Origin of the sequence: Allobosea sp. RAF48, assembly GCF_052114025.1 — a bacterium.
Taxonomy (GTDB): Bacteria; Pseudomonadota; Alphaproteobacteria; order Rhizobiales; family Beijerinckiaceae; genus Allobosea.
In genome coordinates, this window is sequence record NZ_JBFRDZ010000001.1 from 54,450 (window position 1) to 78,557 (window position 24,108).

General features: G+C 65.7%; 23 protein-coding genes. 13 read left to right on the plus strand and 10 right to left on the minus strand.

Translation table 11 applies throughout. The features are described from left to right. Positions 1-60 precede the first annotated feature (60 nt). The 4 genes from AB4Z10_RS00330 to AB4Z10_RS00345 all read left to right on the plus strand — a co-directional run bounded on the left by AB4Z10_RS00330 (position 61) and on the right by AB4Z10_RS00345 (position 3,686). Entirely contained in the window at positions 61-429 is a 369-nt protein-coding gene (locus tag AB4Z10_RS00330) for a hypothetical protein (protein ID WP_441468372.1), read from the plus strand. Between the two features lie 34 nt (positions 430-463). Further along, positions 464-1,825 carry a PepSY-associated TM helix domain-containing protein gene (locus AB4Z10_RS00335; RefSeq protein ID WP_441468373.1) on the plus strand — a complete coding sequence of 454 codons (1,362 nt, stop codon included), beginning with the start codon at positions 464-466 and terminating at the stop codon, positions 1,823-1,825. A gap of 151 nt (positions 1,826-1,976) precedes the next feature. Beyond that, complete coding sequence (locus AB4Z10_RS00340; protein WP_441468374.1) at positions 1,977-3,002, plus strand: DUF2336 domain-containing protein; 1,026 nt, start codon at positions 1,977-1,979, stop codon at positions 3,000-3,002. Positions 3,003-3,092: 90 nt separating this feature from the next. After that, positions 3,093-3,686 (plus strand): outer membrane protein, encoded by a 594-nt coding sequence (locus AB4Z10_RS00345; protein WP_441468375.1) that lies wholly within the window; start codon positions 3,093-3,095, stop codon positions 3,684-3,686. A 182-nt stretch (positions 3,687-3,868) separates the two neighbouring features. Here AB4Z10_RS00345 and parC read toward each other — a convergent pair whose 3' ends face one another. The 3 genes from parC to AB4Z10_RS00360 form a co-directional block, all read right to left on the minus strand. Next, positions 3,869-6,115: a DNA topoisomerase IV subunit A gene (gene parC / locus AB4Z10_RS00350; protein ID WP_441468376.1), complete on the minus strand. Its 2,247-nt coding sequence runs from the start codon at positions 6,113-6,115 to the stop codon at positions 3,869-3,871. A 233-nt stretch (positions 6,116-6,348) separates the two neighbouring features. After that, positions 6,349-7,110, minus strand: coding sequence for a DNA repair protein RecO (gene recO, locus AB4Z10_RS00355; RefSeq protein WP_441468377.1), 762 nt, complete (start codon positions 7,108-7,110; stop codon positions 6,349-6,351). 139 nt (positions 7,111-7,249) lie between these two features. Then, entirely contained in the window at positions 7,250-7,633 is a 384-nt protein-coding gene (locus tag AB4Z10_RS00360; RefSeq protein WP_441468378.1) for a tautomerase family protein, read from the minus strand. On the opposite strand from AB4Z10_RS00360, the gene AB4Z10_RS00365 reads away from it, so the two are divergent. Then, complete coding sequence (locus AB4Z10_RS00365) at positions 7,632-8,594, plus strand: LysR substrate-binding domain-containing protein (RefSeq protein WP_441468379.1); 963 nt, start codon at positions 7,632-7,634, stop codon at positions 8,592-8,594. The two genes, AB4Z10_RS00360 and AB4Z10_RS00365, sit on opposite strands and share 2 nt — an antisense overlap. An 86-nt stretch (positions 8,595-8,680) precedes the next feature. On the opposite strand, the gene AB4Z10_RS00370 is transcribed toward AB4Z10_RS00365, so the two are convergent. From AB4Z10_RS00370 to AB4Z10_RS00380, 3 genes are all read right to left on the minus strand, one after another. Beyond that, positions 8,681-10,894, minus strand: a complete 2,214-nt coding sequence (locus AB4Z10_RS00370) for a RelA/SpoT family protein (RefSeq protein ID WP_441468951.1) — start codon at positions 10,892-10,894, stop codon at positions 8,681-8,683. Between the two features lie 161 nt (positions 10,895-11,055). Then, positions 11,056-11,445 carry a DNA-directed RNA polymerase subunit omega gene (rpoZ, locus tag AB4Z10_RS00375; protein ID WP_441468380.1) on the minus strand — a complete coding sequence of 130 codons (390 nt, stop codon included), beginning with the start codon at positions 11,443-11,445 and terminating at the stop codon, positions 11,056-11,058. 87 nt (positions 11,446-11,532) lie between these two features. Beyond that, entirely contained in the window at positions 11,533-13,242 is a 1,710-nt protein-coding gene (locus AB4Z10_RS00380; protein WP_441468381.1) for an ATP-binding protein, read from the minus strand. Positions 13,243-13,480: 238 nt separating this feature from the next. Between AB4Z10_RS00380 and AB4Z10_RS00385 the strand changes: the two genes are divergently transcribed. Together AB4Z10_RS00385 and acpS are read left to right on the plus strand one after the other, a co-directional pair. Beyond that, positions 13,481-14,233, plus strand: coding sequence for a pyridoxine 5'-phosphate synthase (locus tag AB4Z10_RS00385; RefSeq protein ID WP_441468382.1), 753 nt, complete (start codon positions 13,481-13,483; stop codon positions 14,231-14,233). 52 nt (positions 14,234-14,285) lie between these two features. Beyond that, complete coding sequence (gene acpS, locus AB4Z10_RS00390; protein ID WP_441468383.1) at positions 14,286-14,687, plus strand: holo-ACP synthase; 402 nt, start codon at positions 14,286-14,288, stop codon at positions 14,685-14,687. A gap of 109 nt (positions 14,688-14,796) precedes the next feature. Here the strand turns inward: acpS and aqpZ are convergent, their stop codons facing one another. Further along, on the minus strand, positions 14,797-15,522 hold the full coding sequence (aqpZ, locus tag AB4Z10_RS00395) for an aquaporin Z (protein ID WP_441468384.1): 726 nt from the start codon (positions 15,520-15,522) through the stop codon (positions 14,797-14,799). Between the two features lie 243 nt (positions 15,523-15,765). Between aqpZ and lepB the strand changes: the two genes are divergently transcribed. From lepB to AB4Z10_RS00420, 5 genes are all read left to right on the plus strand, one after another. Continuing rightward, entirely contained in the window at positions 15,766-16,533 is a 768-nt protein-coding gene (gene lepB, locus AB4Z10_RS00400) for a signal peptidase I (RefSeq protein WP_441468385.1), read from the plus strand. Beyond that, positions 16,530-17,261: a ribonuclease III gene (rnc, locus tag AB4Z10_RS00405; protein ID WP_441468386.1), complete on the plus strand. Its 732-nt coding sequence runs from the start codon at positions 16,530-16,532 to the stop codon at positions 17,259-17,261. Before lepB ends, rnc begins: the two co-directional genes overlap by 4 nt. Continuing rightward, positions 17,254-18,171, plus strand: coding sequence for a GTPase Era (gene era / locus AB4Z10_RS00410; protein WP_441468387.1), 918 nt, complete (start codon positions 17,254-17,256; stop codon positions 18,169-18,171). The genes rnc and era overlap by 8 nt, the downstream gene beginning before the upstream one ends. Before the next feature lie 17 nt (positions 18,172-18,188). Next, a complete protein-coding gene (locus tag AB4Z10_RS00415) occupies positions 18,189-18,734 on the plus strand; it encodes a sugar O-acetyltransferase (protein WP_441468388.1) in 546 nt (181 codons plus the stop codon). Positions 18,735-18,941: 207 nt separating this feature from the next. Continuing rightward, a complete protein-coding gene (locus tag AB4Z10_RS00420; protein WP_441468389.1) occupies positions 18,942-19,577 on the plus strand; it encodes a LabA-like NYN domain-containing protein in 636 nt (211 codons plus the stop codon). 42 nt (positions 19,578-19,619) lie between these two features. Here the strand turns inward: AB4Z10_RS00420 and smpB are convergent, their stop codons facing one another. The 3 genes from smpB to dapA are packed head-to-tail and all read right to left on the minus strand — an operon-like array spanning position 19,620 to position 21,682. Beyond that, positions 19,620-20,093: an SsrA-binding protein SmpB gene (gene smpB / locus AB4Z10_RS00425; protein ID WP_441468390.1), complete on the minus strand. Its 474-nt coding sequence runs from the start codon at positions 20,091-20,093 to the stop codon at positions 19,620-19,622. Next, the gene (locus AB4Z10_RS00430) at positions 20,090-20,737 is read right to left on the minus strand and encodes an FMN-binding negative transcriptional regulator (RefSeq protein ID WP_441468391.1); all 648 of its coding nucleotides are present in this window, start codon (positions 20,735-20,737) and stop codon (positions 20,090-20,092) included. Before AB4Z10_RS00430 ends, smpB begins: the two co-directional genes overlap by 4 nt. 51 nt (positions 20,738-20,788) lie before the next feature. Continuing rightward, a complete protein-coding gene (gene dapA, locus AB4Z10_RS00435) occupies positions 20,789-21,682 on the minus strand; it encodes a 4-hydroxy-tetrahydrodipicolinate synthase (RefSeq protein WP_441468392.1) in 894 nt (297 codons plus the stop codon). A gap of 171 nt (positions 21,683-21,853) precedes the next feature. Here dapA and AB4Z10_RS00440 point away from each other — a divergent pair, with 171 nt between their 5' ends. Continuing rightward, the gene (locus AB4Z10_RS00440; RefSeq protein WP_441468393.1) at positions 21,854-23,932 is read left to right on the plus strand and encodes a lytic transglycosylase domain-containing protein; all 2,079 of its coding nucleotides are present in this window, start codon (positions 21,854-21,856) and stop codon (positions 23,930-23,932) included. Positions 23,933-24,108 lie beyond the last annotated feature (176 nt).

Sequence of the window (24,108 nt, forward strand, 5' to 3'; positions counted from 1 at the left end):
CGCTTCCGCCGCCGAGGCGGATCGGCTAAGCCCCTTCGCATGAAGGGGATGGCGGGACGAGTGAACTGGCACAGGAGCGCGCTCGCGCTGCTGGCGGTCTATGTCCTCGTCCTGCAGACGACGCTCGCGGCGCTAGCCGCCGGGCTTTCGGCCCAGCCTTCGCCCACGCTTCTCCACCCGCTTTGCGCGCCCGGGCGGACTGCTCCCGCCGAGCCCGGATCGGATGGCGGCGGCGCCAAGCTACCCGACTGCTGCGCGAGCCTGTGCCTCTCGGCTGCGATCGCCCTGCCGCCGCCGACGGCGCTCTTTGCGATTGCCCAGCGAGAGCCGGCGTCGCACATCGCCGCCGCGCGGCCGGCAGCTCCCGCCACGCTTCCCGCAGCGCATGGCTACCCGCTCGGCGCCCGCGCTCCCCCTTCCCCGGTCTGAAGCCCTTTCCCTTCAGCTCAGACCAGGATTTTCCATGACAACCGTCTCCACGGCTGCCGCCGCGCCCGAGCGCGCGGACCGGCGCGCCGCCTCGCTCTACCGCGCCGTCTGGCGCTGGCACTTCTATGCCGGCCTGATCACCCTGCCCTTCCTCATCCTGCTGGCCGTGACGGGCGGCCTCTACCTTTTCCGGGCCGAGATCGACGGCCTGATCCATCGCGACGTCAAACAGGTCGAGGCCCGCACGACGGGCGAGCGGCCGCCCAGCGAGATCGTCGCGCAGGCCGTGAGAGCCTTTGCCGGCCAGCCCGTGAAATATGTGCCGCCGGAGACCGCGACCGCTTCGGCAGAAGTCACCATCCGCGGTGCGGGCGGGGCGCGGATGGTCGTCTATGTCGACCCCTATGAGGGGCGCGTGCTGGGCCAGATCCCGGATCGCGGCACGGTGATGTGGGTGATCCGCCAGTTGCACAGCCTTGCCTATTTCGGGCCGGTCGCGAACGGCGTCATCGAGATCGTCGGCGGCTGGGCGATCCTGCTCGTGCTGACCGGCCTCTATCTGTGGTGGCCGCGCAAGCAGAACGGCGGTGTCGTCACCGTGCGCGGCAAGCCGCGACAGCGCGTGTTCTGGCGGGACCTGCACGCGGTCACCGGGCTCATTGCCGGCGGCTTTATCCTGTTCCTCGCCATCACCGGCATGCCCTGGTCGGTGCTTTGGGGAGCCAAGGTCAATCAATGGGCCAATGGGCACAATTTCGGCTATCCGGCCGGCGTCCGTGTCGCCGTACCGATGTCGGACGAGCACCTCGCCCATGCCGGCACGACCTCGTGGTCGCTGGAACAGGCCAGGGTCCCGGAATCGGCGGCAGCCGACGGCAAGCCGATCGACCTCGACGCGGCGGTCGCAGCCTTCGACCGCCTCGGCCTGAAGCGGGGCTATGCCATCAACTTCCCGAGCGGGCCGAGCGGCGTCTATACCGGCTCGGTCTATCCGAAGGACATGGCCTTCCAGCGGGTGGTCCATCTCGACCAATATAGCGGCAAGCCGCTGATCGACATGAGCTATGCCGATTACGGCCCGCTCGGCAAAGCGCTGGAATGGGGCATCAACGTTCATATGGGCCAGGAATTCGGTCTGGCGAACCAGTTGTTGATGCTCGCGGTCTGCCTTGCGATCATCCTGCTTGCGGTCTCGGCTCTGGTGATGTGGTGGAAGCGGCGGCCACGGGGCTCGCTCGGCGTCCCGCCATTGCCGGCGGAGAAGGCGACGCTGCGGATCGTCCTCGGCCTGCTCGCGATCGGGGGACTCATCTTCCCGCTGGTGGGGTTGTCTCTGATCGCGATGGCCCTGGCCGATCATCTCCTGACCAGGAATTCGCAATTGATACGCGCATAATCCGACAAACTCGCCGATCGATAAGGGCGCATGTCACCTGCAAGATGGCGGGGCGCTCCGCCCCGCTGTCCAGAAAAAGAACCTGTTGCCTTAAGAGTAAATCAAGCTGGTTCGGGCATGGTCTGGCCGCTACTTTGCCGTGGGGGCCTTCATGTTGCGTAACCTGACCCGGATGCCGGCCGACATGTCGTCGGATTCGCGCCGGCAGTTGCTTCATGCGGTCACGGATCTGTTCCTCCTCGATCAGGAACCGAGCGAGACCGTCAAGGAACACTACGGGGAGATCGCGACGACATCGCTCAGCCACCTCGGCGACGATGAGCGCAAGGGCTATGCCGACCGCGTGGCGAGCATGCCGACCCTGCCGAACAATGTCGCTGTTACCCTCGGCAGCGACAGCAACGCCGAGGTCGCCCGGCTCGTGCTGGTCCTCTCGCCGGTCTTGACCGACACCGATCTTGCGGCCATCGCCGTCACCCAGTCGCAGCAGCACCTTGTCGCCATCGCGGAGCGTGCGCGGCTTTCCGAAGGCGTCACCGACATCCTGGTCGAGCGTGGCGACCAGAAGGTGCTGCACACGGTCAGCGCCAACGAAGGCGCGGCCTTCTCCGACCGTGGCTTCGATCGGCTGCTCGAGCGCGGCCAGGGCGACGCCGATATCACCGGCGCACTGGCCCGCCGCTCGGACCTTGCGCCGAACCGTGCCCAGCGCGTCCTGCGGATCGTCGAGCAGTTCGCGGAAGGGGCGGCACCCGGTGCGAGCGCAACGCAGGAGGCCGCCTCCCTCGCCCGCCAGGCGCGCCAGCAACGCCTCGAGGTCAAGCTCCTGATCTCGGACCTCGCCGCAAAGGTCCGCGAGGTCGACGACGTGCTGACCATGCTGGCCGACGAAGATCGTGCCTATCATCTCGCCCAGGTCCTGGCGCAGATCGCCGATATCACGATCGAGCAGGCGCTGCGCGTGCTGATGCAGCGCGATGCCAGCGGCATCGCCGTCACCTGCCGCTCGCTCGGGATCGGCACCACGGCTTTCCGCGCCATCCTGCAATTGCGCGCGCGGCGGCTCTACTTCTCCTCCCGTGACATCGACGACGATGTCGACGCCTATGCCAAGCTGGACCTTGCGACCGCCGAGCGGACGCTGCGCTTCCTCAAGCTTCGGACGAAGATCGCCTGAGCGACCCGTGGCCACGCCACAAAACCGCGACATTCACCCCGCCTCATGCTAGCTTCCCGCAGGGCGCTTCTGCGCGAGGATGGCTTCGACGTGAGATTTCCGCTTCTTTCGGCTGCGGCGCTTTCGGTTCTTTTCGCGGGTGCGGCGCAGGCACAGACCTTTCTGCCCCTCACTGGTTTCGCCGCCCTGCCGTCCTTCGCCTGGGACGAGCCGATGATCTCGCCGCGATGGGAGGGCTCCTACGCCCGCATCTCCTCGGGCTTCCAGGTCACGAGCTCGAAGCATATGCGCACCAGCGCCGGGCCGACATTCGGTCTTGAGGCCGGGACGATGCGGCGCGAGGGCAACTTCGTCTACGGCATCGTCGGCGCGATCGACTATGCCCCGGCAATCGGCGGTTACGGCTATCCGGGCTTCGGCAATACGGCCTACACGCGCGACTTCGCGGGCGCCTTCCAGGTCAAGACCGGCGTGCTGGTGACGCCCGACGTGCTGCTCTACACCAAGGTCGGCATGTCGGCCGCCAACGAAAGCTGGCGCTACGGGGCGACGCCATTCTCGGCGCCCTTCAGCCAGAGCGAGATCGCCGTGCGGCCCGAGGCCCGCGCCGGCGTGGAATGGGCCGTGACCGACAAGATCACGCTCAGCCTCGAAGCCGGCATTCTCGGTCGTCCCATCCGCTGAGAGCTTGATTCAAGCCGCTGCGCATTTGATTCCGCATCCGGGCATAAGCCATTGAGTCTTGCGTCATCCTCGGGCGTAGCGGAGCGCCGACCCGAGAATTTCCTACAGGATGGGCGCCAGAGCGCCCGACGCCCGAGATGCTCGGGACAAGCCCGAGCATGACGCCTCGTCCTATCCCGAGGCTACCCCCCGAAAGTATTGCTCTTCGGGAAGCCCTTGGGCGGAAGGCGCCCGGCCTCGGCGCGGTGGCCCAGCCACTCCATGAGATCGGCCTGCGGCACGGTCCAGGTGCGGCCGGAGGTATCGAGCCAGGTCAGGCCGTCGGCGAGGTTGAAGGTCTTCGCGTCGGATAGGCCGCCATCCTTGTAGCGCTGCAGGCGCACGCCCTTGCCGCGGCCCATCTCCGCCACTTCCGAGATCGGGAAGCAGAGCAGCTTGCGGTTCTGGCCGATGATCGCGACATGATCGCCATCGGCCGGCACCGCCAGCATGGCCACCGTCGCGCCGTCGACATTCAGAACCTGCCGCCCCTTGCGGGTATTGGCGACGACATCGTCGGCGGGGGCGACGAAGCCACGGCCCTCGTTCGTCACCATCAGCAGCTTCGAGGCCGGCTTGTAGGCGAAAGCGGAGACGATTTCGGCTGTCTCCTCCAATTCGATCATCAGCCGGATCGGATCGCCGAAACCACGCCCGCCCGGCAGTTTCGAGGCGTCGAGCGTGAAGACCTTGCCGTTCGAGGCGAGCACCAGAACCTTCGCAGTTGTCTCGGTGAAGAACGCCATCTGGAGCGCATCGTCGCCCTTGAAGGAGAAGCTGGAGCGATCCTGCACATGGCCCTTCAGAGCGCGGATCCAGCCCTTCTTCGAGATCACGACCGTGATCGGCTCACGCTCGACCATGGCCTGGGTCAGGTCGATATCGGCGGTATCCGGCATGTCCGCGAACTCGGTGCGGCGCTTGCCGATCGCCGTCTCCGGGCCGAAAGCCTTCTTCACCTGTCGGATGTCCCAGGCGATCGTCTTCCACTGGGTCGCCTCCGAAGCGAGCAACTCCTCGATCTGCCCCTTTTCCTTGGTGAGTTCGTCGAGCTCGGTCTTGAGCTGCATTTCCTCGAGCTTGCGCAGGGCGCGCAGGCGCGTGTCGAGGATGGCGTTGGCCTGGACCTCGGTGAGGTCGAAGACCTTCATCAGCTCGATCTTCGGCTCGTCCTCCTCGCGGATGATTTTGATCACCCGGTCGAGGTCGAGATAGACGATCAGCAGGCCGCGCAGGATTTCGAGGCGCTTCTCGATCTGGCCGAGTCGGAAGCGCGAACGCCGCTGCAAAACTTCGCGGCGATGGTCGAGCCAGGCGCGCAGCGCCTCGGCGAGGCCGAGCACGCGCGGCACGAGACCGCCGGTCAGCACGTTCATGTTCATCGGAATGCGCGATTCCAGCTCGGAGAGCTTGAACAGCGATTCCATCATCAGGTTGGCGTCGACGTTGCGGGCGCGCGGCTCGATGACGACGCGGATGTCTTCCGCGGATTCGTCGCGCAGATCCGCGACCAAAGGCAGCTTCTTGTCGTTGAGCAGCTCGGCGATCTTCTCGATCAGCCGGCCCTTCGAGACCATGTAGGGGATCTCGGTGACCACCGCGAGCCAGGTGCCGCGGCCCTGATCCTCGACATGCCAGCGTGCGCGGGTGCGGAAGGCGCCGCGGCCGGTGCGGTAGGTCTCCGCCATCGAGGCGCGGGTCTCGACGATGATGCCGCCGGTCGGGAAATCCGGGCCGGGCACGAAGGTCATCAACTGCTCGGAGGAGGTCTCCGGGTGCTGGATCAAATAGAGCGCGGCGTCGCAGAGCTCGGCGGCATTGTGCGGCGGGATCGAGGTCGCCATGCCCACGGCGATGCCCTGCGAGCCGTTGGCGAGCAGGTTCGGGAAGGCCGCCGGGAGCACGACCGGCTCCTCGTCCTCGCCATTATAGGTCTCGCGGAAATCGACCGCGTCCTCGTCGATGCCGTCGAGGAGGAGGCGCGCGACCTCGGTCATGCGCGCTTCGGTGTAACGATAGGCGGCGGCGTTATCGCCGTCGATATTGCCGAAATTGCCCTGCCCGTCGACCAGCGGATAGCGCTGCGCGAAATCCTGCGCGAGGCGCACCAGCGCGTCATAGACCGACTGGTCGCCATGCGGGTGGAACTTACCGATGACGTCGCCGACGATACGGGCGCATTTCTTGTGGACCTGGCCCGGATCGAGCCGGAGCAGCCGCATGGCATGCAGGATGCGGCGGTGGACGGGCTTCAGCCCGTCGCGCGCATCCGGCAGGGCGCGATGCATGATGGTGGAGAGCGCATAGGCGAGGTAGCGCTCCTCGAGCGCCGATTTCAGATCGATGCGCTCGGCTTCATCCTCCGGCGGCGGATCGACCGGTTTGCCCATACGTCTTCAGCCCTCGTCTTGTCGCAAACTCGCGTAGTCCCGATCCCGTCGCATTCGGGCGGTACGACCGATGCGAAAAACGTGATCGATTCTCAAAGCTCGGAGCATCGCTCCACGCGAAAAACCGGTACCCACTTTTTCGCGCAATGCTCTATGGCACAGTGCGAATCGCCCCGCCAGAACAATGCAGGTACGCAGCCATGCGTGCAAACGCCCGGGCCGGTATTTTGCGCTCAATCGGTGGATGAATCCGGGGTGGGTGAATTCGCCGCAATGCGCGTGGCCAGCTCCACCAGCCGCGCCCGCTCCGGCGGCTCGCGCAGGCCGCGCGGCTCGTAGAGGTGACGGCGCAGGAAATACCCCGTCAAGGCGAAACCGGCCAGAAGCTCGGCCGAGGATGGCTCGCGCCCGCCCTGCCCCTCGACGAGGAAGGCCGGCAATGCCAGCAACCGGTCGAGATAGGGCTGCGCTGCCCGCCGGCTGACGGCCTTGCCCGATTTCGGCGAAACATGGCTGAGATCGTCGGGGGAGCCGGTCACGACGCAGCGCGCCAGATCAAGTCCGAAGCCCAGTTCCGACAGCATGGCGAGTTCAAAGCGCACGACCAGCGGCGGCGTAAGGCGCAGTTCGTCGAGATGGGCGATGAGGACGGCGAGGCCTTCGTAGAGGCCGGGATGCGGGTCCCGCTCCGGCAGAAGCCGCAGCAGCCCGGCGATCGTGCCCAGCCCGTAGAGCGCGACCGGTGCCGCCATCAGCCGCGCCGCATGCGAGGTCAAAAGCTCGACCTTGTACTCGCCAAGATGCTCGTCGAGCCGGGCGCGCCAGGTCAGAGAGATGTGATTGCCGGGTTGCAGCTGCGGCTGGGCCTTCTGCGAACGCCCGCCCCTGACGAGGCCGAGATGGCGGCCATGGTCACGCGTCATCACCTCGAGGATCACGGCGCTTTCGCCGTGGGCCTTGAGGCCGATGATCGTGCCCTCGTCCGTCCATTCCATGGAGACAGGATTTAGGCCAGCCCGGCGCGGGAAGAAACCACGTCATGGTCGGGCTTGACCCGACCATCTCGGAAGCCAGCGAGCGGGTCACGAGATTCTCGGGTCGCCGGAGTGCGGCGCCCGAGAATGACGGCAGGCCTCACGCCACGTACTGGGCGATCCCGCCGCCAAAGGACCAGTCCTCGCGCTTGACCTCGACGAGGTTGATGAAGATGTCGTCGGGCTTCAGACCGGGTTCGCGGGCCAGGTTCGCCGCGATGGCGGCATAGAGCTTCTTCTTCTGCGTGACACCACGGGTGTTGGCGACGGTGATCTGGATGATGACCAGACCCACGCTGCGATTGAAGCCGAAATAGTTGGCATCGAAGACGAACTCGTCGGCGTCATGTTGATGCACGACGGCGAAGAGGTCCTTCTCCGGCACCTCGAAGGTTTCGCGCAACGCCCTGTAGACGCCGTCGACGATCGCGGCGGGTTCGGAGGCTGGACGGCCGCGCCGCATCGAAATCCGGATCAGAGGCATGGTTCTCTCCATCAGCGGCGGCGTTCAGCCGCGGGTCGATGACAGGAATCTAGCGTTGATCCACAAAACAATAAACCGTATCATTATTGATATCATAAATATGGATTTTCAATCTATGAGCCACCCTGCCCTCGATGTGGAAGCGGTTGCGGCCTTCCTCCAGGCGGCCGAGCTATCAAGCTTCACCCGTGCGGCACAGGCGCTCGGCTCGACGCAATCTCTGGTCAGCACGCGGATCAAGCGGCTGGAGACAACACTCGGGAAACTCCTGCTGCAGCGGCATCCGCGGCTGGTAAGGCTCACTTCCGAGGGTGAGCGTTTCCTGCCGGCCGCCCGCGCATTTCTTGTTGCCCACAACCGAGCGCTCGCGACGTTCAGCGAGGCAATGGAACGCATCGCCATTGGCATCAGTGAGCAGGCCGCAGGCGCCGATGTTCCAGCGCTACTCGCGCGACTGGCTGCGCACGACCCCGGTCTTGTCGTCAATCTGCGCATCGAGCCGTCGAGCCAACTGGAAACGGCCTATGAGGCGGGCGATCTCGATGCGGTCCTCACCCGCAGGATCGGCGCCGGCAAGACCGGCGAGGTTCTGCGCGAGGATAGCCTTGGCTGGTTCGCCTCCCCCGCTTTGACGCGTCAGCACGACGCGCCGTTGCCGCTCATCAATCTCGTCGCCGAATGCCGCTTGCGGCAGCACGCAATCAACGCGCTCGACCGGCACGCTATCGACTGGCGCGAAGCCTTCATCGGAGGCGGGATGGCTGCCGTACAGGCTGCGCTTGCGGGCGGCCTCGGGGTCGCGGCCCTGGCATCCCGGATCGCCCCGCCGGGCGCCGTCGATATCGGTACGGATTGGGGGCTACCTTCGCTCGGGCGCTCGCCGATCGTGCTGCGCAGCAATGCCGCGACCGTACGCGGCCGCGCCTTCGTGCGGGAGCTGGCGGCCGCATTCCGCGGCTAGAGCCCGCTGATCTCGCACGGAAACACGCCGCCATTCCGGGCCAGGGCCCGGAGTGACGGTGGATCTCCGCTAAAGACCGCGCGCCCCTAGCCGACCACGCGCTCGACGCGGCTGATCACGCGCTTCTCACGCAGCTCGCTGATGATCGCCGAGAGGTGCTTCAGGTCCCAAACGGTGAGGTCGATCGTGACATCGGTGAAGTCCGGGTTAGGACGATTCATCGAGACCGAGTCGATATTGCCGTCATGCTCGGCAATCGTCGTGGTGATCTGGGCGAGCGAGCCGGGCTCGTTCAGCGACTTCAGCGCAATGCGGGCGGGGAAACGCTGCGGCACCTTGTCGTCGAGATCCCAGCGCACATCGAGCCAGCGCTCGGGCTCGTTGTCGAAGGCGGCGAGCGCCGGCGACTGGATCGGGTAGATCGTCACGCCCTCGCCCGGCGTCAGGATGCCGACGATGCGATCGCCCGGCACCGCACCGCCCTGCGGAGCGAAGCGCACCGGCAGGTCGCGGCCGAGGCCACGGATCGGGATGGCGCTGTCGGAAGGCCCCTCGCCCGGAAGCTTGAACTTGAGATTCTCGCCCTGGCGCAGTTCGAACCAACCCTTGCCGCTGGCCGTAGCGCCAGGCTTGGTCTCGGTCGAAGCGCGCTTCTCCGGCTCGAGATCGGGATAGACCGCCTTCACGACATCGCCGGAATACATCTCGCCGCGACCGACGGCGGCGAGCACGTCATCGACCGTGTTGCGGGCGAGGCGCCTGAGCGCAGCCTTGAGCTTGTCGTCGGAGAAAGCGCGCTCGGCGCGGGAGAAGGCGCGCTCGAGGATCTGGCGACCCAGACCGGCATATTGCCGGCGCACGGCGGCGCGCGTGGCGCGCCGGATGGCGGCGCGCGCCTTGCCGGTGACGACGAGCGATTCCCAGGCGGCCGGCGGCGCCTGCCCCTCGGCGCGGGTGATCTCGACCTCGTCGCCGTTCTGCAACTCGGTCAGGAGCGGCGCGATGCGGCCGTTGATCTTGGCGCCGACGGCGCTGTTGCCGACATCGGTATGGACGGCATAGGCGAAGTCGATCGGCGTCGCGCCGCGCGGCAGGGCGATGAGCCGGCCCTTCGGCGTGAAGCAGAAGACCTGATCGTGGAAGAGCTCGAGCTTGGTGTGCTCGAGAAACTCCTCGGGGCTGTCGCCCTCGTTCAGCAGATCGACGGTGCGGCGCAGCCACTGATAAGCGCGGCTCTCGTCGCCGAGCTGGGTCGGCTCGCCGGGCCGGCCATCCTTGTAGTGCGCATGCGCGGCGATGCCGTATTCGGCGATGCGGTCCATGGTGTCGGTGCGGATCTGCAATTCGACGCGGCTATGACCCGGGCCGACCACGGTGGTGTGGATCGAGCGGTAGTCGTTCTGCTTCGGCGTCGAGATGTAGTCCTTGTAGCGGCCCGGCACCATCGGCCAGGTCATGTGGACGATGCCGAGCACGCGGTAACAGTCCTCCGGCTTCTCGACGATGACGCGGAAGCCGAAGATATCCGAGAGCTGCTCGAAGGAGACCGACTTCCGCTCCATCTTCTTCCAGATCGAATAGGGGCGCTTGCGCCGACCGGAGACCTGGGCCTGGATGCCGCTGGCGGCGAGCTTCTCCTTCAGATCGCGCTCGATCTCGCCGATCACCTTGCCCTCACGCTCGGTGACCTCCTCCAGCCGCTTGGTCACGGTGGCGTGAGCTTCCGGCTTGATGTGGCGGAAGGAGAGCTCCTCCAGCTCCTCGCGCAACTCCTGCATGCCCATGCGGCCGGCGAGCGGCGCGTAGATCTCGATCGTCTCCTCGGCGATGCGCAGCCGCTTCTCCGGGGGGACGAAATGCAGCGTGCGCATGTTGTGCAGGCGGTCGGCGAGCTTGACCAGCAGCACGCGGACATCGTCGGCGATGGCGAGCAGGAGTTTGCGGAAATTCTCGCCCTGCGCCGCCTTCTTGGAGACGAGGTCGAGCTTCTTGATCTTGGTGAGGCCGTCGACGAGCCGGCGGATATCCGGCCCGAACATGCTCTCGATCTCTTCCAGCGTCGCGGCCGTGTCCTCGACCGTATCGTGCAGCACCGCGGCGACGATGGTGGCATCGTCGAGCTTGAGATCCGTCAGGATCGCCGCGACTTCGAGCGGGTGAGCGAAGAAAGGGTCGCCGGAGGCGCGCTTCTGCGTACCGTGCGCGCGCATGGCATAGACATAGGCCCGGTTGAGCAGGTCCTCGTCGGTATTCGGATTGTAGCTCCTGACCCGGTCAACGAGCTCGTACTGCCGCATTATGCCCATGCGGGCCTCTGCCTCGACATTCTCTTGTTGCAACTCATGATTATTTGCACAGGCTTGGGCGGCAGCAAGGCGTTTTCCGGATGGCGGGCATGAAAAAGCCCGGCATTGCCGGGCTTTAACTTCAAACTATGAACAATCGATTCACGCCGCGACGATCAGTCCTCGTCGTCGGCGCTCTCGGTCGGCGGAACGAGGCCGTCGAGGCCGCGCAGCAGGTCCTCTTCGCTCATCCGGTCGAACTGGATCTCGCTGTCGGGGGTGGCCGCAGTTGCGGGGTTGGCGAGCAGCGGGACGGTCTCCTGCTCCGGCTCATCGACCTCAACATGCTTCTGCAGCGAGTGGATCAGGTCTTCCTTGAGATCCTCGGGCTTCAGCTTCTCCTCGGCAATCTCGCGGAGCGCAACGACAGGGTTCTTGTCGTTGTCGCGCGCAACGAGGATCGACGAGCCCGACTGGATCATCCGCGCGCGGTGGCTGGCGAGCAGCACCAGCTCGAAGCGGTTCTCGACCTTGTCGATGCAGTCTTCAACGGTAACGCGAGCCATGGGCGGCTTCTTCCGATCTCAGCGATGCAGGGAATAGGTTGAGCAGGGCCTTACAGCCAAAGCCTCCGGGATGCAAGAAATTCGCGCTCAGGCCCGCATGCGCCGGACCATGTCGTCGAGGGTTGGCTCCAGCCGGCCGCCGCCCTCCACCGCGCGTCCGCCCATCGCCGGCAGCTCATGCGGCTTCAGCTCGGCGAAGCGCATCCGCATCGTGGTCGCAACGCCTTCGCCGAAGGCGATCGCCTCGCGGTTGCCGATCGAGGAGAGGAAATTGATCGTGCTGGCAGAGGCGTCGGAGATCGCCGAGCGGATGATCTGCTGGTCGCGCTCGTTGGCCAGCCGCATCGCAAAGACGGTCGAACACTGCGACAGGATCGTCGGGTCGAGCTCGCCCGGGCGCTGAGTGACCACGCCGAGATAGGCGCCGTATTTGCGCCCTTCCTTGGCGATGCGCGCGATCGCCTGGCGGGTGGGCGCGAAGCCGAGCGCCTGGTCCGATGGCACATAGCGATGCGCCTCTTCGCAGAGCACGAGGACCTCGCAAGCACCCTGGCTGGCCATGGCGAGATCGAAGGCGAGCCGCGACAGCACCGAGGCGACGGCATTGACCACCTCGCCCGGCAGGCCGCCGAGCTGGAAGGCGGTGATCGGCCGGCCATGCATGGGAATGCGGAAGATCTGCCCCAGGATCGGCGCCACCGTCTCGTACATATTGGCGCGGCCGAACATGAAGCGGTAGCGCGGATCGGCATGGAGCGATTCCAGCCGCACCTTCAGCGAGCGCAGCGCCGGCCTCGGCCAACGCTGCTCGTGCAGGCCGATCATTTCGTCGATAACGGCAAAGGCGTCCTTCAGGCGGTAAGGCGTCGATGCATCGACACCGCCCGTGGGCGGCGCCGGCTCCGGGCCGCTGCGCCCGACGCCGAGATCGAGCGGGCGCTTGAGCAGGCTCGATCCGAGGTCACGCGCCAGTTCCTGGCCACTCGGAACACGGTAGCGGCTTCGGGCCGCCGCAATGACCTCCCGCAGGATATCAGGCTCGTCGTCCAACGCAGGCCGGCCGCGGAAGACGATATCGGCGAACTCTTCCTGCTTGAACATCCAGAACGGCAGGTCGAGCGCGTCACCATCGATGGTGAGGGCGAGATCCGGAAAGGCGACAGAGTATTCATTGTGCGGATCAAGAATCAGCACGCGCAGGCGCGGGCGCGCGGCAACGGCACGGCGCAGCAACAGCGAAACGGCGCTCGACTTGCCGACACCTGTCGTGCCGACGAGAGCGAAATGGCGCGAGAGCATGTCCTGGATGCTGACGGTCGCCGGGATACTGGCATCCTGCGTGACGTGGCCGATCTCGGCACCTTTCCGGTCGCCAAGGTCGTGGACGAGTGCGAGATCGCCGGCCCTGATGCGGTGAGCGACGGCGCCGATCGGCGGATAGCCGGTAATGCCGCTCTGGAAGCGCATCGAGCCGTCCGATTTCTCAAGAACCTCGCCCAGAAACTCGACCTCGACCTGGATCGGGTTCTCGCCATCGGTCCAGGCCGGTTCGACCGCGTGCAGCTTGTAGACCAGGGCCACGATGCGGCTCTGACCGAGATTGATCGAGACCATGCGGCCGATCGCCCAAGCGTCGCTCGCCTGCCAGTTCCCGGTCGAGACTGCGCTCAGGATGGTGGCGCGCGAGCCGTCACAGGCGATGACTCGCCCGAGCGCACGCTCCGGCGGCTGACCGGCATTGCGACGGTCCGGCGTGATGTCCGTATGGAAGGCCGCGTTGTTCAAGGGGAGTTGCATAAATCCCACTCGCTCAATCTAAGGTTTAGTAAATTTAAGTCTTGATGTTACAGCGCGCCGGTTACGATTACCTTCACGGAGAACAAACAACCATTTGCGGTTATCAAATAGCAAACCGCCCTCGCCCCCGCGGACGGCCTTACAGATCACAAATCGTGAGGCCGGCATCACAATCCCTGCATTGAGCCGATGCCGTGCTTTCGTCTAAGCACGGGTAGCTACAAAGAGGGCTTGCACCATGGCCGAAGGGCTGCGTCTCGGCATCAACATCGACCATGTCGCCACGGTGAGGAATGCGCGCGGCGGCATCCTGCCCGATCCGGTCCGCGCCGCCCATCTCGCCATCGCCGCCGGAGCCGACGGGATCACCGCCCATCTCCGCGAGGATCGCCGCCATATCCGCGACGCCGACATGGAACGGCTCGCCGCCGAGCTGACCAAGCCGCTCAATTTCGAGATGGCCGCCACCGACGAGATGATCGCGCTGGCTGAGCGGCTGAAGCCGCACGCAGCCTGCCTCGTCCCGGAGAAGCGCGAGGAACGCACGACCGAGGGCGGGCTCGACGTCGTTGGCCAGGAAGCACAGCTTGCGCCGCGCATCGCCCGGCTGAAGGCGGCCGGATGCCGCGTCTCGCTCTTCATCGAGCCGGACGAGGCACCGATCGCGATGGCTGCCAAGCTCGGCGCCCCCGTCGTCGAACTTCACACCGGCAGCTGGTGCCATGCGGTTGCGGATGGCGAGACGGCCAGGGCGGAAGCCGAGTTCCAGCGGCTGGCCAACGGTGCCGCCCATGCGGCCAAGCTCGGGCTTGAAGTCCATGCCGGACACGGGCTCGACTACGACACGGCCCACAAGCTTGCCGGTGTTCAGGCCTTCGTCGAATTCAACATCGGTCACTTCCTGATCGGCGAAGCGATTTTCGTCGGGCTGGAGACAGCGATCCGCCGGATTCGGCAGGCGATGGACGAAGGGCGCGGCGCCGGGCGCTGACCGCGCAGGAAACCGGTTTCCACTTTCTCGGCCGATGCTCTAAACGCGGAGCATGATCCTCGGCATCGGCTCCGACCTCTGCGACATCCGCCGCATCGAGCGCTCCCTCGAACGCTTCGGCGAACGCTTCACCCAGCGCGTCTTCACCGATGGCGAGCGGACGAAATCCGACCGCCGCGCCACCCGCGCGGCCTCTTATGCCCGCCGCTTCGCTGCCAAGGAAGCCTGCTCGAAAGCGCTGGGCACCGGCATGCGGGCCGGCGTTTTCTGGCGCGACATGGAGGTGGTCAACCTGCCGGGCGGGCGCCCGACGATGCGGTTGACGGGCGGCGCGCTGGAGCGCGTGAAGGCCATGACGCCTGCAGGCTTCGAGGCGATCGTCCATGTCTCGCTGACGGACGATCCGCCGCTGGCGCAGGCCTTCGTCGTGATCGAGGCCCGGCCGGTCGCCTGAGACGGAACCGGCAGTCGTCGGGATCGGAACCGCCATCGTCCATTCCGAGCTCACGCCTTTCGGCGCGCGCCCGGAGAAGGACAGTGGCGGTCCCGGCTTTCGACCGGACCTATTCGGCCGGCTGGGTGCCGCTGACGACGCCCTGCGGCTCATCGCTCAGCCAACGATAGATGACGCCGCCAAGCACGCCGCCGATCAGCGGAGCGACCCAGAAGAGCCAGAGCTGGCCGAGCGCCCAGCCGCCGACGAACAGTGCCGGGCCGGTGCTGCGGGCCGGGTTCACGGAGGTGTTCGTCACGGGGATGCTGACGAGATGGATCAGGCACAGGCCGAGGCCGATGGCGAGCGGCGCGAAGCCTGCCGGAGCCTTGCCGTGGGTCGACCCCATGATGATGAACAGGAACATCATCGTCATCACGACTTCCATGAGGAAGGCCGAGACGAGATTGTACTTTCCGGGTGAGTGTTCGCCGTAACCGTTCGAGGCGAAACCGTTGGCGAGGTCGAAACCAGGCGCGCCGCGGGCGATCAGGTAGAGAACGGCCGCGGCCACGATCGCGCCGACCACCTGCGCGACGATGTAAGGAACGACCTGCCCCGCCGGGAAGCGACCGCCCGCCGCGAGCCCGACCGTCACGGCCGGGTTGAGGTGGCAACCGGAAACATGGCCGATGGCGTAGGCCATCGTCACGACGGTGAGGCCGAAAGCGAGCGAAACGCCGAGCAACCCGATGCCGACATTTGGAAAACCTGCAGCGATGACCGCGCTGCCGCAACCCGCAAAAGTCAACCAGAACGTGCCAATGGCTTCGGCGACATATTTCTTCGTGCTCATGGTGATTCCCCCAAAGGTCGGAAACAAGCGAATGCTGTTCGTGAAACACGATATCGTCAACGCATCGAAGTGGGTATTCGCCCTGCGAATTCGGCCCAGCTCCCGCCGTTTTCTCGCATTGTAATTGTTGTGATCATGTATTCGCCATCCGCCAGCGTCATCCCTCCGGACTGCTCTTGCGCGTTGTCGCAGACGCGATAGTCGGCTAGACCGCGCTGGATCGCAGTCCCAGGAGCCCCCCGCGTGGCCAACGAAGTCGAAAGCAAGAACAAGACGGCCAAGGACGAGGGCGGCGTCTTCGAGACGATCAAGGTCGTCGTCCAGGCGCTCCTCATCGCGTTGGTCATCCGCACCCTGCTGTTCCAGCCCTTCAACATCCCTTCGGGCTCGCTGATCCCGACGCTGCTGATCGGCGACTATCTCTTCGTGTCCAAGTACACCTACGGCTATTCCAAGCACTCGATCCCGTTCAGCCCGCCGCTGTTCTCGGGGCGCATCTGGGCCGCCGAGCCCAAGCGCGGCGACATCGCCGTCTTCAAGCTGCCGACCGACAACTCGACCGATTACATCAAGCGCGTCATCGGCCTGCCCGGCGACCGCATCCAGATGATCGACGGCATCCTGCACATCAACAACCAGCCGGTGAAGCGCGAGCGCATCGCCGACTATGTAACCAGCGACAATTGGGGCCGCAGCGTTCCGGTGATCCGCTATATCGAAACGCTGCCGAACGGCGTCCGCCACGAGATCATCGAGCGCGAAGGCGACACCGGCACCTTCGACAACACGCAGGTCTTCGTCGTTCCGCCCGGTCATTTCTTCATGATGGGCGACAACCGCGACAACTCGCTCGACTCGCGCGACCGCAGCGTCGGCTATGTGCCGTTCGAGAACTTTGTCGGCCGGGCCGAGATCATCTTCTTCTCGATAGAGGACGGCGCCTCGGCCTGGAAGATCTGGGAATGGCCCTATACGGTTCGCTGGAACCGTCTGTTCAGCACCATCAAGTGAGCAAAAGCAGCGAAACCGCGCGTAAGGCGCCGGACACAGCGCGGCTCGAAGCCGCGCTGGAGCACGATTTCAGCGACAAGTCCCTGCTGACGACGGCGCTCACCCATATGAGCGCCGAGGAATCGCGGCTGGCGAGCTATCAGCGCCTCGAATTCCTCGGCGACCGCGTGCTCGGCCTGTCGATCGCCGACATGCTGTTCCGGCGCTACCCACAATCCGAGGAAGGCAATCTTTCGCGCCGCCTCGCCGATCTCGTGCGCAAGGAGACCTGCGCCGAGGTGGCGCAAGGCTGGAATCTCGGGCAGTTCATGCGGCTAGGCGATGGCGAGATCCAGGGCGGCGCCCGCAAGAACAAGGCGATCCTGGCCGATGCCTGCGAGGCGGTCATCGGCGCGGTCTTCATCGACGGCGGCTACGAGGCCGCCCGCGCCCTGGTCGAGCGCGCCTTCGGCGAACGGCTGATAAAGCCGGTACGCCCTTTGCGCGACGCCAAGACCGCACTGCAGGAATGGGCTCAAGGCAAGGGCTATCCGACGCCCACCTACAGCGAGCGCGGACGTTCGGGGCCGGACCACGCACCGGTCTTCGTCGTGGCGGCAAAGATCACCGGGCTCGCGGACTCCGAGGCGCGCGGCCCCTCCAAGCGGCTGGCCGAGCAGTCGGCGGCCGAAGCTTTCCTGCGGCGTGAAGGCCTGTGGAACGACAACCCGGAAGGCGACAATGTCTGAAACCGATCAACCCACGCGCTGCGGCTTCGTCGCGCTGATCGGCGCGCCGAATGCCGGCAAGTCGACGCTGCTCAACCAACTCGTCGGCGCCAAGGTCTCGATCGTCTCTCGCAAGGTGCAGACGACGCGCACACAGGTGCGCGGCATCGCCCTGTCCGGCCCGGCGCAGGTCATCTTCGTCGACACGCCCGGCATCTTCGCACCCAAGCGCCGGCTCGACCGCGCCATGGTGACGAGCGCCTGGGGCGGCGCGACCGACGCCGACCTGATCGGCGTGCTGATCGACGTCGCCCGTTTCGATCATGAAGAGAATACCGCTCTGCTGGAGAAGCTCGCCGAGCTGAAGCAGCCGAAGTTCCTGATCCTCAACAAGATCGACACGGTGGCGAAGGAGAAGCTGCTCGAGATCACCACCAAGGTGAACGAGCGGGGGCAGTTCGAAGCCACCTTCATGGTCGCGGCGCTGACCGGCTACGGCGTCAAGGACATCCTGACCTGGCTGGAGAAGCGGCTGCCGCCCGGCCCCTGGCTCTATCCTGAAGACCAGATCTCGGATGCTCCCTTGCGCTTCCTCGCGGCCGAGATCACCCGCGAGAAGATCTTCGAGCGGCTGCACGACGAATTGCCCTACCGCTCTACGGTCGAGACCGAGAGCTGGCAGCAGAAGCCGGATGGCTCGGTCAGGATCGAGCAGACGATCTATGTCGAGCGCGAGGGGCAGCGGAAGATTGTGCTCGGTGAAGGCGGCCAGACGATCAAGGCGATCGGCCAGAGGGCTCGCGCCGAAATCGCCGAGGCAGCCGAGGCCAAGGTCCACCTCTTCCTGTTCGTGAAGGTCCGCGAGAACTGGAGCGACGACCCGGAGCGCTACCGCGAGATGGGGCTGGAGTTCCCCAAGGGCAAAGGCTGAGCACGCGGAAGACGGCGATGCGCAGCGAGAAGGAGAAGATGCTGGCGGGCGAGCTCTACCGCGCCGACAGCCCGGAGCTCATCGCCGACAACCGCCGCATCAGCGCCTGGATGGAGCGCTTCAACGCCACCACGGCCGCGCCTGAGCAAAGGCTCGCGTTGATGCAGGAGGCGTTCCGCCATGTCGGGCGGGACGTCACCATCCGCCCGCCCTTCCATTGCGACTATGGCTACAACATCAGCCTCGGCGACAATGTCTTCCTGAACTTCAACTGCGTCATCCTGGATGTCGTCGCCGTGACGATCGGTGACGGCACGCAGATCGGCCCCGGCGTCCAGATCCTCACCGCCGATCACCCGCGCGACCCGGCCCGGCGCCGTCAGATGCTGGAACTCGGACGCCCGGTCAGCATCGGGCACAATGTCTGGATCGGCGGCGGCGCGATCATCCTGCCGGGAGTCACGATCGGGGACGATGCGATCATCGGCGCGGGCAGCGTGGTCACGCGCGACGTGCCCGCTGGTCGCACGGCAGTGGGCAATCCGGCGCGGCTGCGGCCTTGACGCCGCGACATAACCCATCCGGCGGCCGAGACCATTCGTCAGCACGATCGTAGGACGGTGGGTAGCCTCACCGCGACGCTACTGAGCTGCGTCAAGACGCCACGCCCTTGTTTGAAGCCTGTCAAATTTCATTCATGAAAGACATTGTTCAAACGCCTTTTGCTTCCATCTCTAATAATTGAAGTCATTTGAGCAGGAGTGATTGCCATGAACGGCGCACCGCGCATCGCGCTTTTCATCGACGGCGCCAATCTCTACGCGACCTCGAAGCAGCTCGGCTTCGACATGGATTACCGCCGCCTGCTGCGGGAGTTCCAGAGTCGCGGCAATCTGATCCGCGCCTTCTATTTCACCACCCTCGTCGAAAGCGAGGAGTACTCCTCGATCCGTCCGCTGGTCGACTGGCTAGACTACAACGGCTACCGCGTCATCACCAAGGCAGCCAAGGAGTTCACCGACGCCACGGGCCGGCGGCGCGTGAAGGGGAATATGGACATCGAGCTCGCGATCGAGATGCTCGAGCTCGCGCCACATCTCGACCAGATCTATCTGTTCTCCGGTGACGGCGACTTCCGCCCGCTGGTCGAGGCAGTGCAGCGCAAGGGCGTCAAGGTCTCCGTCGTCTCGACGATCTCGACCAATCCGCCGATGGTTTCGGACGAGCTGCGCCGGCAATGCGACGAGTTCCTCGACCTCGCCCAGCTCATGCAGAAGGTCGGGCGCGATCCGTCCGAGCGCAGCCCCCGCAGCACCGCGCCCGGCGGCGGCCCAGCCGCACCGGGCAACCCCGCTCTGGAACGGCGCTACGGTATCCGGCAGGGCGATGAGCCGGTGGAAGGGTGAGTTCCATGGCAAGGTGTGGCGCGGGCGCCTATTGAATAGGCCTCACCCACCGGTCTTCAAGAGCCGCTGCTTGTCGCGGTTCCAGTCGCGGGTCTTCTCGGTTTCGCGCTTGTCGTGGAGCTTCTTGCCCTTGCCGAGGCCGAGCTCGACCTTCGCCCTGCCTTTGTCGTTGAAATAGACCTTGAGCGGGATCAGAGCCATGCCCTCGCGCTGGACCGCGCCCATCAGCTTGTTGATCTCGCGCCGGTGGAGCAGGAGCTTGCGCGGCCGGCGAACCTCATGGTTGAAGCGGTTCGCCTCCAAATATTCCGGGATATAGGCGTTGAACAGGAAGAGCTCCTCGCCCATCGGGCCAGCATAGCTCTCGCCGATCGTCGCCTTGCCGCCACGGAGCGACTTGATCTCGGTGCCCTGCAGAGCGATGCCCGCCTCCAGTGTCTCCTTGATCTCGTAATTGAAGCGCGCCTTGCGGTTGTCGGCGGCGAGCCGGTAGCGGGCGGGATCAGGCTTCTTCATGCAGTTCCACTGAATCCATGTTTTTTCACCAGCGAGGCCATCGCCTGTGCGTCCGTTTCAGGATCGGCGCTCAGGCCGTTGAGGACGCCGAGCTTGTCGTCCTCCCGCCGGTTCTGGCTGAGTTTGAACTTGCCGATGATCGAGGCGATCTCGATCTCGACGCCGACGATACCGCGCGCCTGTGCCGCGATGAAAGGCTCCGGCGCGTCCGAGACCGCCCATGGCTCGGCGCGAGGCGCCTCCTGCTGCTGCGTCAGCGACTCGAGCTGGGCGCGCAGCCAGGCAGGATCCTCGATCACGCGGGCGGGGCCGCGGACCTGCACCGTGACGTAGTTCCAGGTCGGCACGACCTTCCCGGTCTCCCGCTTGGTCGCATACCAGGCCGGCGTGACGTAGCGCTCGACGCCAGTGAAGATGACCAGCGTCTCCGCCCCGGCCGCGATCGCCTTCCACTGCGCATTGGGACGCGCGAGATGGGCGCGCAGCACGCCGTTCTCGCCCTCATCGGCATGAAGGATGAAGGGAACGGGGTTGGCGATCAGCCCGCCCTCGCCCACTGTCACCAGCGACGCGAGCGGATGCTGCCGGATGACAGCGTGGAGCTGCGCGCGGTCCTCGACCTTGAAGTGACTGGGCTCGTACATCCCGGAATTCCCTGACGTCGGCCGGGAAGACCGGTCGAACGCAATCCTTACTTAGGCATTCAACAGCCCGGCGAAAACCATGGCCTCGCGGATGACCTTGCCCGTGGCCGGCGTCACCGGCAGCAGCGGCAGGCGGACTTCCTCCTCGATACGGCCGAGCAGCGTGAGCCCATGCTTGGCACCGGCCAGCCCCGGCTCCTTGAAGATGGCGTCATGGAGCGGCACGAGACGATCCTGCACCTTCAGCGCCTTGGCGAAATCGCCCTTCAGCGTGGCGTCCATCAGATCGGCGCAGAGGCGCGGCGCGACATTGGCGACGACCGAGATGCAGCCGTGGCCGCCGGCAGCCATGTAGGCCAGCGCCGTCATGTCCTCGCCCGAGAGCTGGATGAAGTCCGGCCCCATGGCGTGGCGCTGCTGCGAGACGCGAGCGAGATTGGCAGTCGCATCCTTCACGCCCGCGATGTTCTTGAGCTCATAGAGCCGCGTCATCGTCTCGACCGACATGTCCACCACCGAGCGCGGCGGGATGTTGTAGATGATGATCGGGATGCCGACCGCATCGTTCACCGCCTTGAAGTGCTGGTACATGCCCTCCTGGGTGGGCTTGTTGTAGTAGGGCGTCACCACAAGGACGGCGTCGGCGCCGGCCTTTTCCGCGTGAACGGCCAGGTCGATCGCCTCGATCGTGTTGTTGGAGCCGGCGCCGGCGATCACCGGAACGCGGCCCTTGGCCTGATCGACGACGATCTCGACCACTCGCTTGTGCTCGTCATGGGAGAGCGTCGGGCTCTCGCCGGTGGTGCCGACGGGGACGAGGCCGGTCGAACCGCTCGCGATCTGCCATTCGACCAGCGCGCGCAGCGCCTCCTCATCGACCTTGCCGGCTTTGAAGGGGGTGACCAGAGCGGGCATCGAGCCGGTAAAGGCAATGTGCTTGGTCATGGGGCAGATCCTGAAGCGAAACACGGGTTGTCGGGCCGCCACACATAAACCGTCGTTTGGTCAAGGCAAAGCCGGCAATGCATGAAAATCCGTGGCCTCATAGTTAAGCCTTCATAAACCCCCTTCCGCGACCATCATTCCCCGATGCCTGCCCCAGGATGGAGACCCGCCATGGCCTCGCCTGCTGCCGCGAGGAGACTAGTCGGCCTGCTGTTGCCTGCGTTGCTCTCCGCCTCGACGACACAGGCGGGCGATGACGGCATGCTGGCGAGTCAGCGCAAGCTCGCCATGATCGGCGACGTCGAGACCACGGGCGCACTGCTGCCCTATCCACCCTCCGCCCTGCGCGCCGAGGATGCAATCAATCTGGACGCCGTGAAGGGTGCCATCGCCGCCTATCGCCGCGGCGCGCTCGGTGACGGCGATGAGCTTGCAGCGCGGATCGAGGACCGCGCCGTCCGCACGCTGCTCGAATGGGTGGCGATCCACTCCAATGCAGGCACCGTATCGTTCACGCGCATCGACGGCTTCCTGCGCGAGCATCCGAACTATCCCGCAACGACCCGTTTTCGACGCCGCGCCGAAGAGGCGCTGATCGCCGAGAAGAAGAGCCCGCTCGTCGTCCGTGCGTTCTTTCACGGCCAGCAGCCGGTGTCGCCAGCCGGGCGGATCGCGCTTGCGCTCGCACTCAAGGACGAGGGACGAACCGAAGAGGCCGTGGCTCTCGTGCGCCAGAGCTGGCGCAAGGACCCGTTCGGGCAAGCGCTGGAGAAGATCGTCCTCAAGGAATTCGAGACGGCGCTGACGAAGGACGACCATCGCCTGCGTACCGAGCGCTTTCTGTTCAAGGACAACGACGCGGCGGCTTTGCGCAATGCTGCCCGCGTCTCAGCCGATTATGTCGTGTTGGCGAGGGCGCGGCTTGCCAGCGCCGGAGCGCGCCGGCCGATCTCCGAGAAGCAGATCGCGGCCGTGCCGACCTCCGTCCGCAGCGACGTCTCCTTCGCCTTCCTGCAGGCACAGCAAGCGCGCCGTGGCGACAAGCTCGACGATGCCGCGAAGGCTCTCGCCAACGTCCCGCGCGATCCAGCGCTGCTCGGGGATGGCGACGGCTGGTGGGAGGAGCGGCGCATCATTTCCCGCAAGCTCCTCGATGCCGGCCAGCCGGCGAAAGCCTATGAAGTCGCGGCCGGCCATGGTGCCGAGGACCCGGCCCAGCGCATCGAAGCCGAGTGGCACGCCGGCTTCATCGCACTCCGCTTCCTGAAGAAGCCGGATGTGGCGCTGAAGCATTTCGATGCGGCAGGCGCCATCGGCGAAACGCCGATCTCGGTGGCACGCGCCGCCTATTGGCGGGGTCGCGCCTATGAGGAGTTGGGCCAAGCCGAGGAAGCGAAAGCGGCCTTCGGCAAGGCGGCCGAGCAGCCTGTCGCCTATTACGGCCAGCTCGCACGGGCGAAACTGGGGCTGGACCGCTTGCCGCTCCGGAGCACCTCCGCTGTGGCCCTTGAGGGGTTGCCCGGCCATCATGGCGTGCGGCTGCTCTACCGCATCGGCGAGCGCGACCTCGCCACGCTGATGCTGAACGATCTGGCACAGCGCCTGCACACCACCGAAGCGCTGGAAGCGATTGCGGCCATCGCCCAGCGCGAGACGGATGCCCGCGCGCTCGTCGGCATCGGCAAGGCGGCGCTGCAGCGCGGTTTCCCGCTCGACATGGCTGCCTATCCGGTCAACGGCATCCCGGAGTTCGACGTGCTCGGCGACCCGATGGAGCGCGCCATCGTCCATGCCATCGCCCGGCAGGAAAGTGCCTTCGACCCCGCCGCCATGTCCCATGCCGGGGCACGTGGGCTGATGCAGATGATGCCTGCGACCGCGCGCGAGACGGCGCGGCGCGCCGGCCTGCCCTTCGACTGGCAGAAGCTCGGGCAGGACCCGCTCTATGCGGCACAGATGGGCGCGGCCCATCTCAACGACCTGCTGAAGGAGTGGCGCGGTTCCTACATCCTCACCTTCGCGGCCTACAACGCCGGCTCTCCGAACGTGAAGAAATGGATCGCTGCCTATGGTGATCCACGCGACCCTGAGGTCGATGCCGTCGACTGGGTCGAGCGCATTCCCTTCTCCGAGACGCGCAACTACGTCCAGCGCGTGATGGAGAATTTGCAGGTCTATCGCGAGCGCCTGAACCAGCGCACCGCCTACCTCATCGACTACGACCTGAAGCGCGGCGGCAAGCGCGACTGAGTCTTGCAGCGCCGGAACTGTGTCATCCCGGACAAGCGGCGACGCCGCGCCAATCCGGGATCCACGGCTGAGCCTTTCCGGCAAACGCGCCGGCATGGATCCCGGGTCTCCGCTTCGCTGCGCCCGGGATGACGACGCGGTTCCGTGCCGTATGTCTCGTTCGCGCCCGAGATTTG

Excerpts from the sequence above, each read along its gene's own strand:
- AB4Z10_RS00335 (WP_441468373.1), top strand. The coding sequence starts at position 464 with ATGACAACCGTCTCCACGGCTGCCGCCGCGCCCGAGCGCGCGGACCGG.
- rpoZ (WP_441468380.1), bottom strand. The coding sequence starts at position 11,445 with ATGGCTCGCGTTACCGTTGAAGACTGCATCGACAAGGTCGAGAACCGC.
- parC (WP_441468376.1), bottom strand. The coding sequence starts at position 6,115 with ATGGGCAAACCGGTCGATCCGCCGCCGGAGGATGAAGCCGAGCGCATC.
- acpS (WP_441468383.1), top strand. The coding sequence starts at position 14,286 with ATGATCCTCGGCATCGGCTCCGACCTCTGCGACATCCGCCGCATCGAG.
- AB4Z10_RS00440 (WP_441468393.1), top strand. The coding sequence starts at position 21,854 with ATGGCCTCGCCTGCTGCCGCGAGGAGACTAGTCGGCCTGCTGTTGCCT.
- AB4Z10_RS00380 (WP_441468381.1), bottom strand. The coding sequence starts at position 13,242 with ATGCAACTCCCCTTGAACAACGCGGCCTTCCATACGGACATCACGCCG.
- AB4Z10_RS00415 (WP_441468388.1), top strand. The coding sequence starts at position 18,189 with ATGCGCAGCGAGAAGGAGAAGATGCTGGCGGGCGAGCTCTACCGCGCC.
- recO (WP_441468377.1), bottom strand. The coding sequence starts at position 7,110 with ATGGAATGGACGGACGAGGGCACGATCATCGGCCTCAAGGCCCACGGC.
- era (WP_441468387.1), top strand. The coding sequence starts at position 17,254 with ATGTCTGAAACCGATCAACCCACGCGCTGCGGCTTCGTCGCGCTGATC.
- aqpZ (WP_441468384.1), bottom strand. The coding sequence starts at position 15,522 with ATGAGCACGAAGAAATATGTCGCCGAAGCCATTGGCACGTTCTGGTTG.
- dapA (WP_441468392.1), bottom strand. The coding sequence starts at position 21,682 with ATGACCAAGCACATTGCCTTTACCGGCTCGATGCCCGCTCTGGTCACC.
- AB4Z10_RS00430 (WP_441468391.1), bottom strand. The coding sequence starts at position 20,737 with ATGTACGAGCCCAGTCACTTCAAGGTCGAGGACCGCGCGCAGCTCCAC.
- AB4Z10_RS00340 (WP_441468374.1), top strand. The coding sequence starts at position 1,977 with ATGTTGCGTAACCTGACCCGGATGCCGGCCGACATGTCGTCGGATTCG.
- AB4Z10_RS00360 (WP_441468378.1), bottom strand. The coding sequence starts at position 7,633 with ATGCCTCTGATCCGGATTTCGATGCGGCGCGGCCGTCCAGCCTCCGAA.
- smpB (WP_441468390.1), bottom strand. The coding sequence starts at position 20,093 with ATGAAGAAGCCTGATCCCGCCCGCTACCGGCTCGCCGCCGACAACCGC.
- AB4Z10_RS00365 (WP_441468379.1), top strand. The coding sequence starts at position 7,632 with ATGGTTCTCTCCATCAGCGGCGGCGTTCAGCCGCGGGTCGATGACAGG.
- AB4Z10_RS00385 (WP_441468382.1), top strand. The coding sequence starts at position 13,481 with ATGGCCGAAGGGCTGCGTCTCGGCATCAACATCGACCATGTCGCCACG.
- AB4Z10_RS00420 (WP_441468389.1), top strand. The coding sequence starts at position 18,942 with ATGAACGGCGCACCGCGCATCGCGCTTTTCATCGACGGCGCCAATCTC.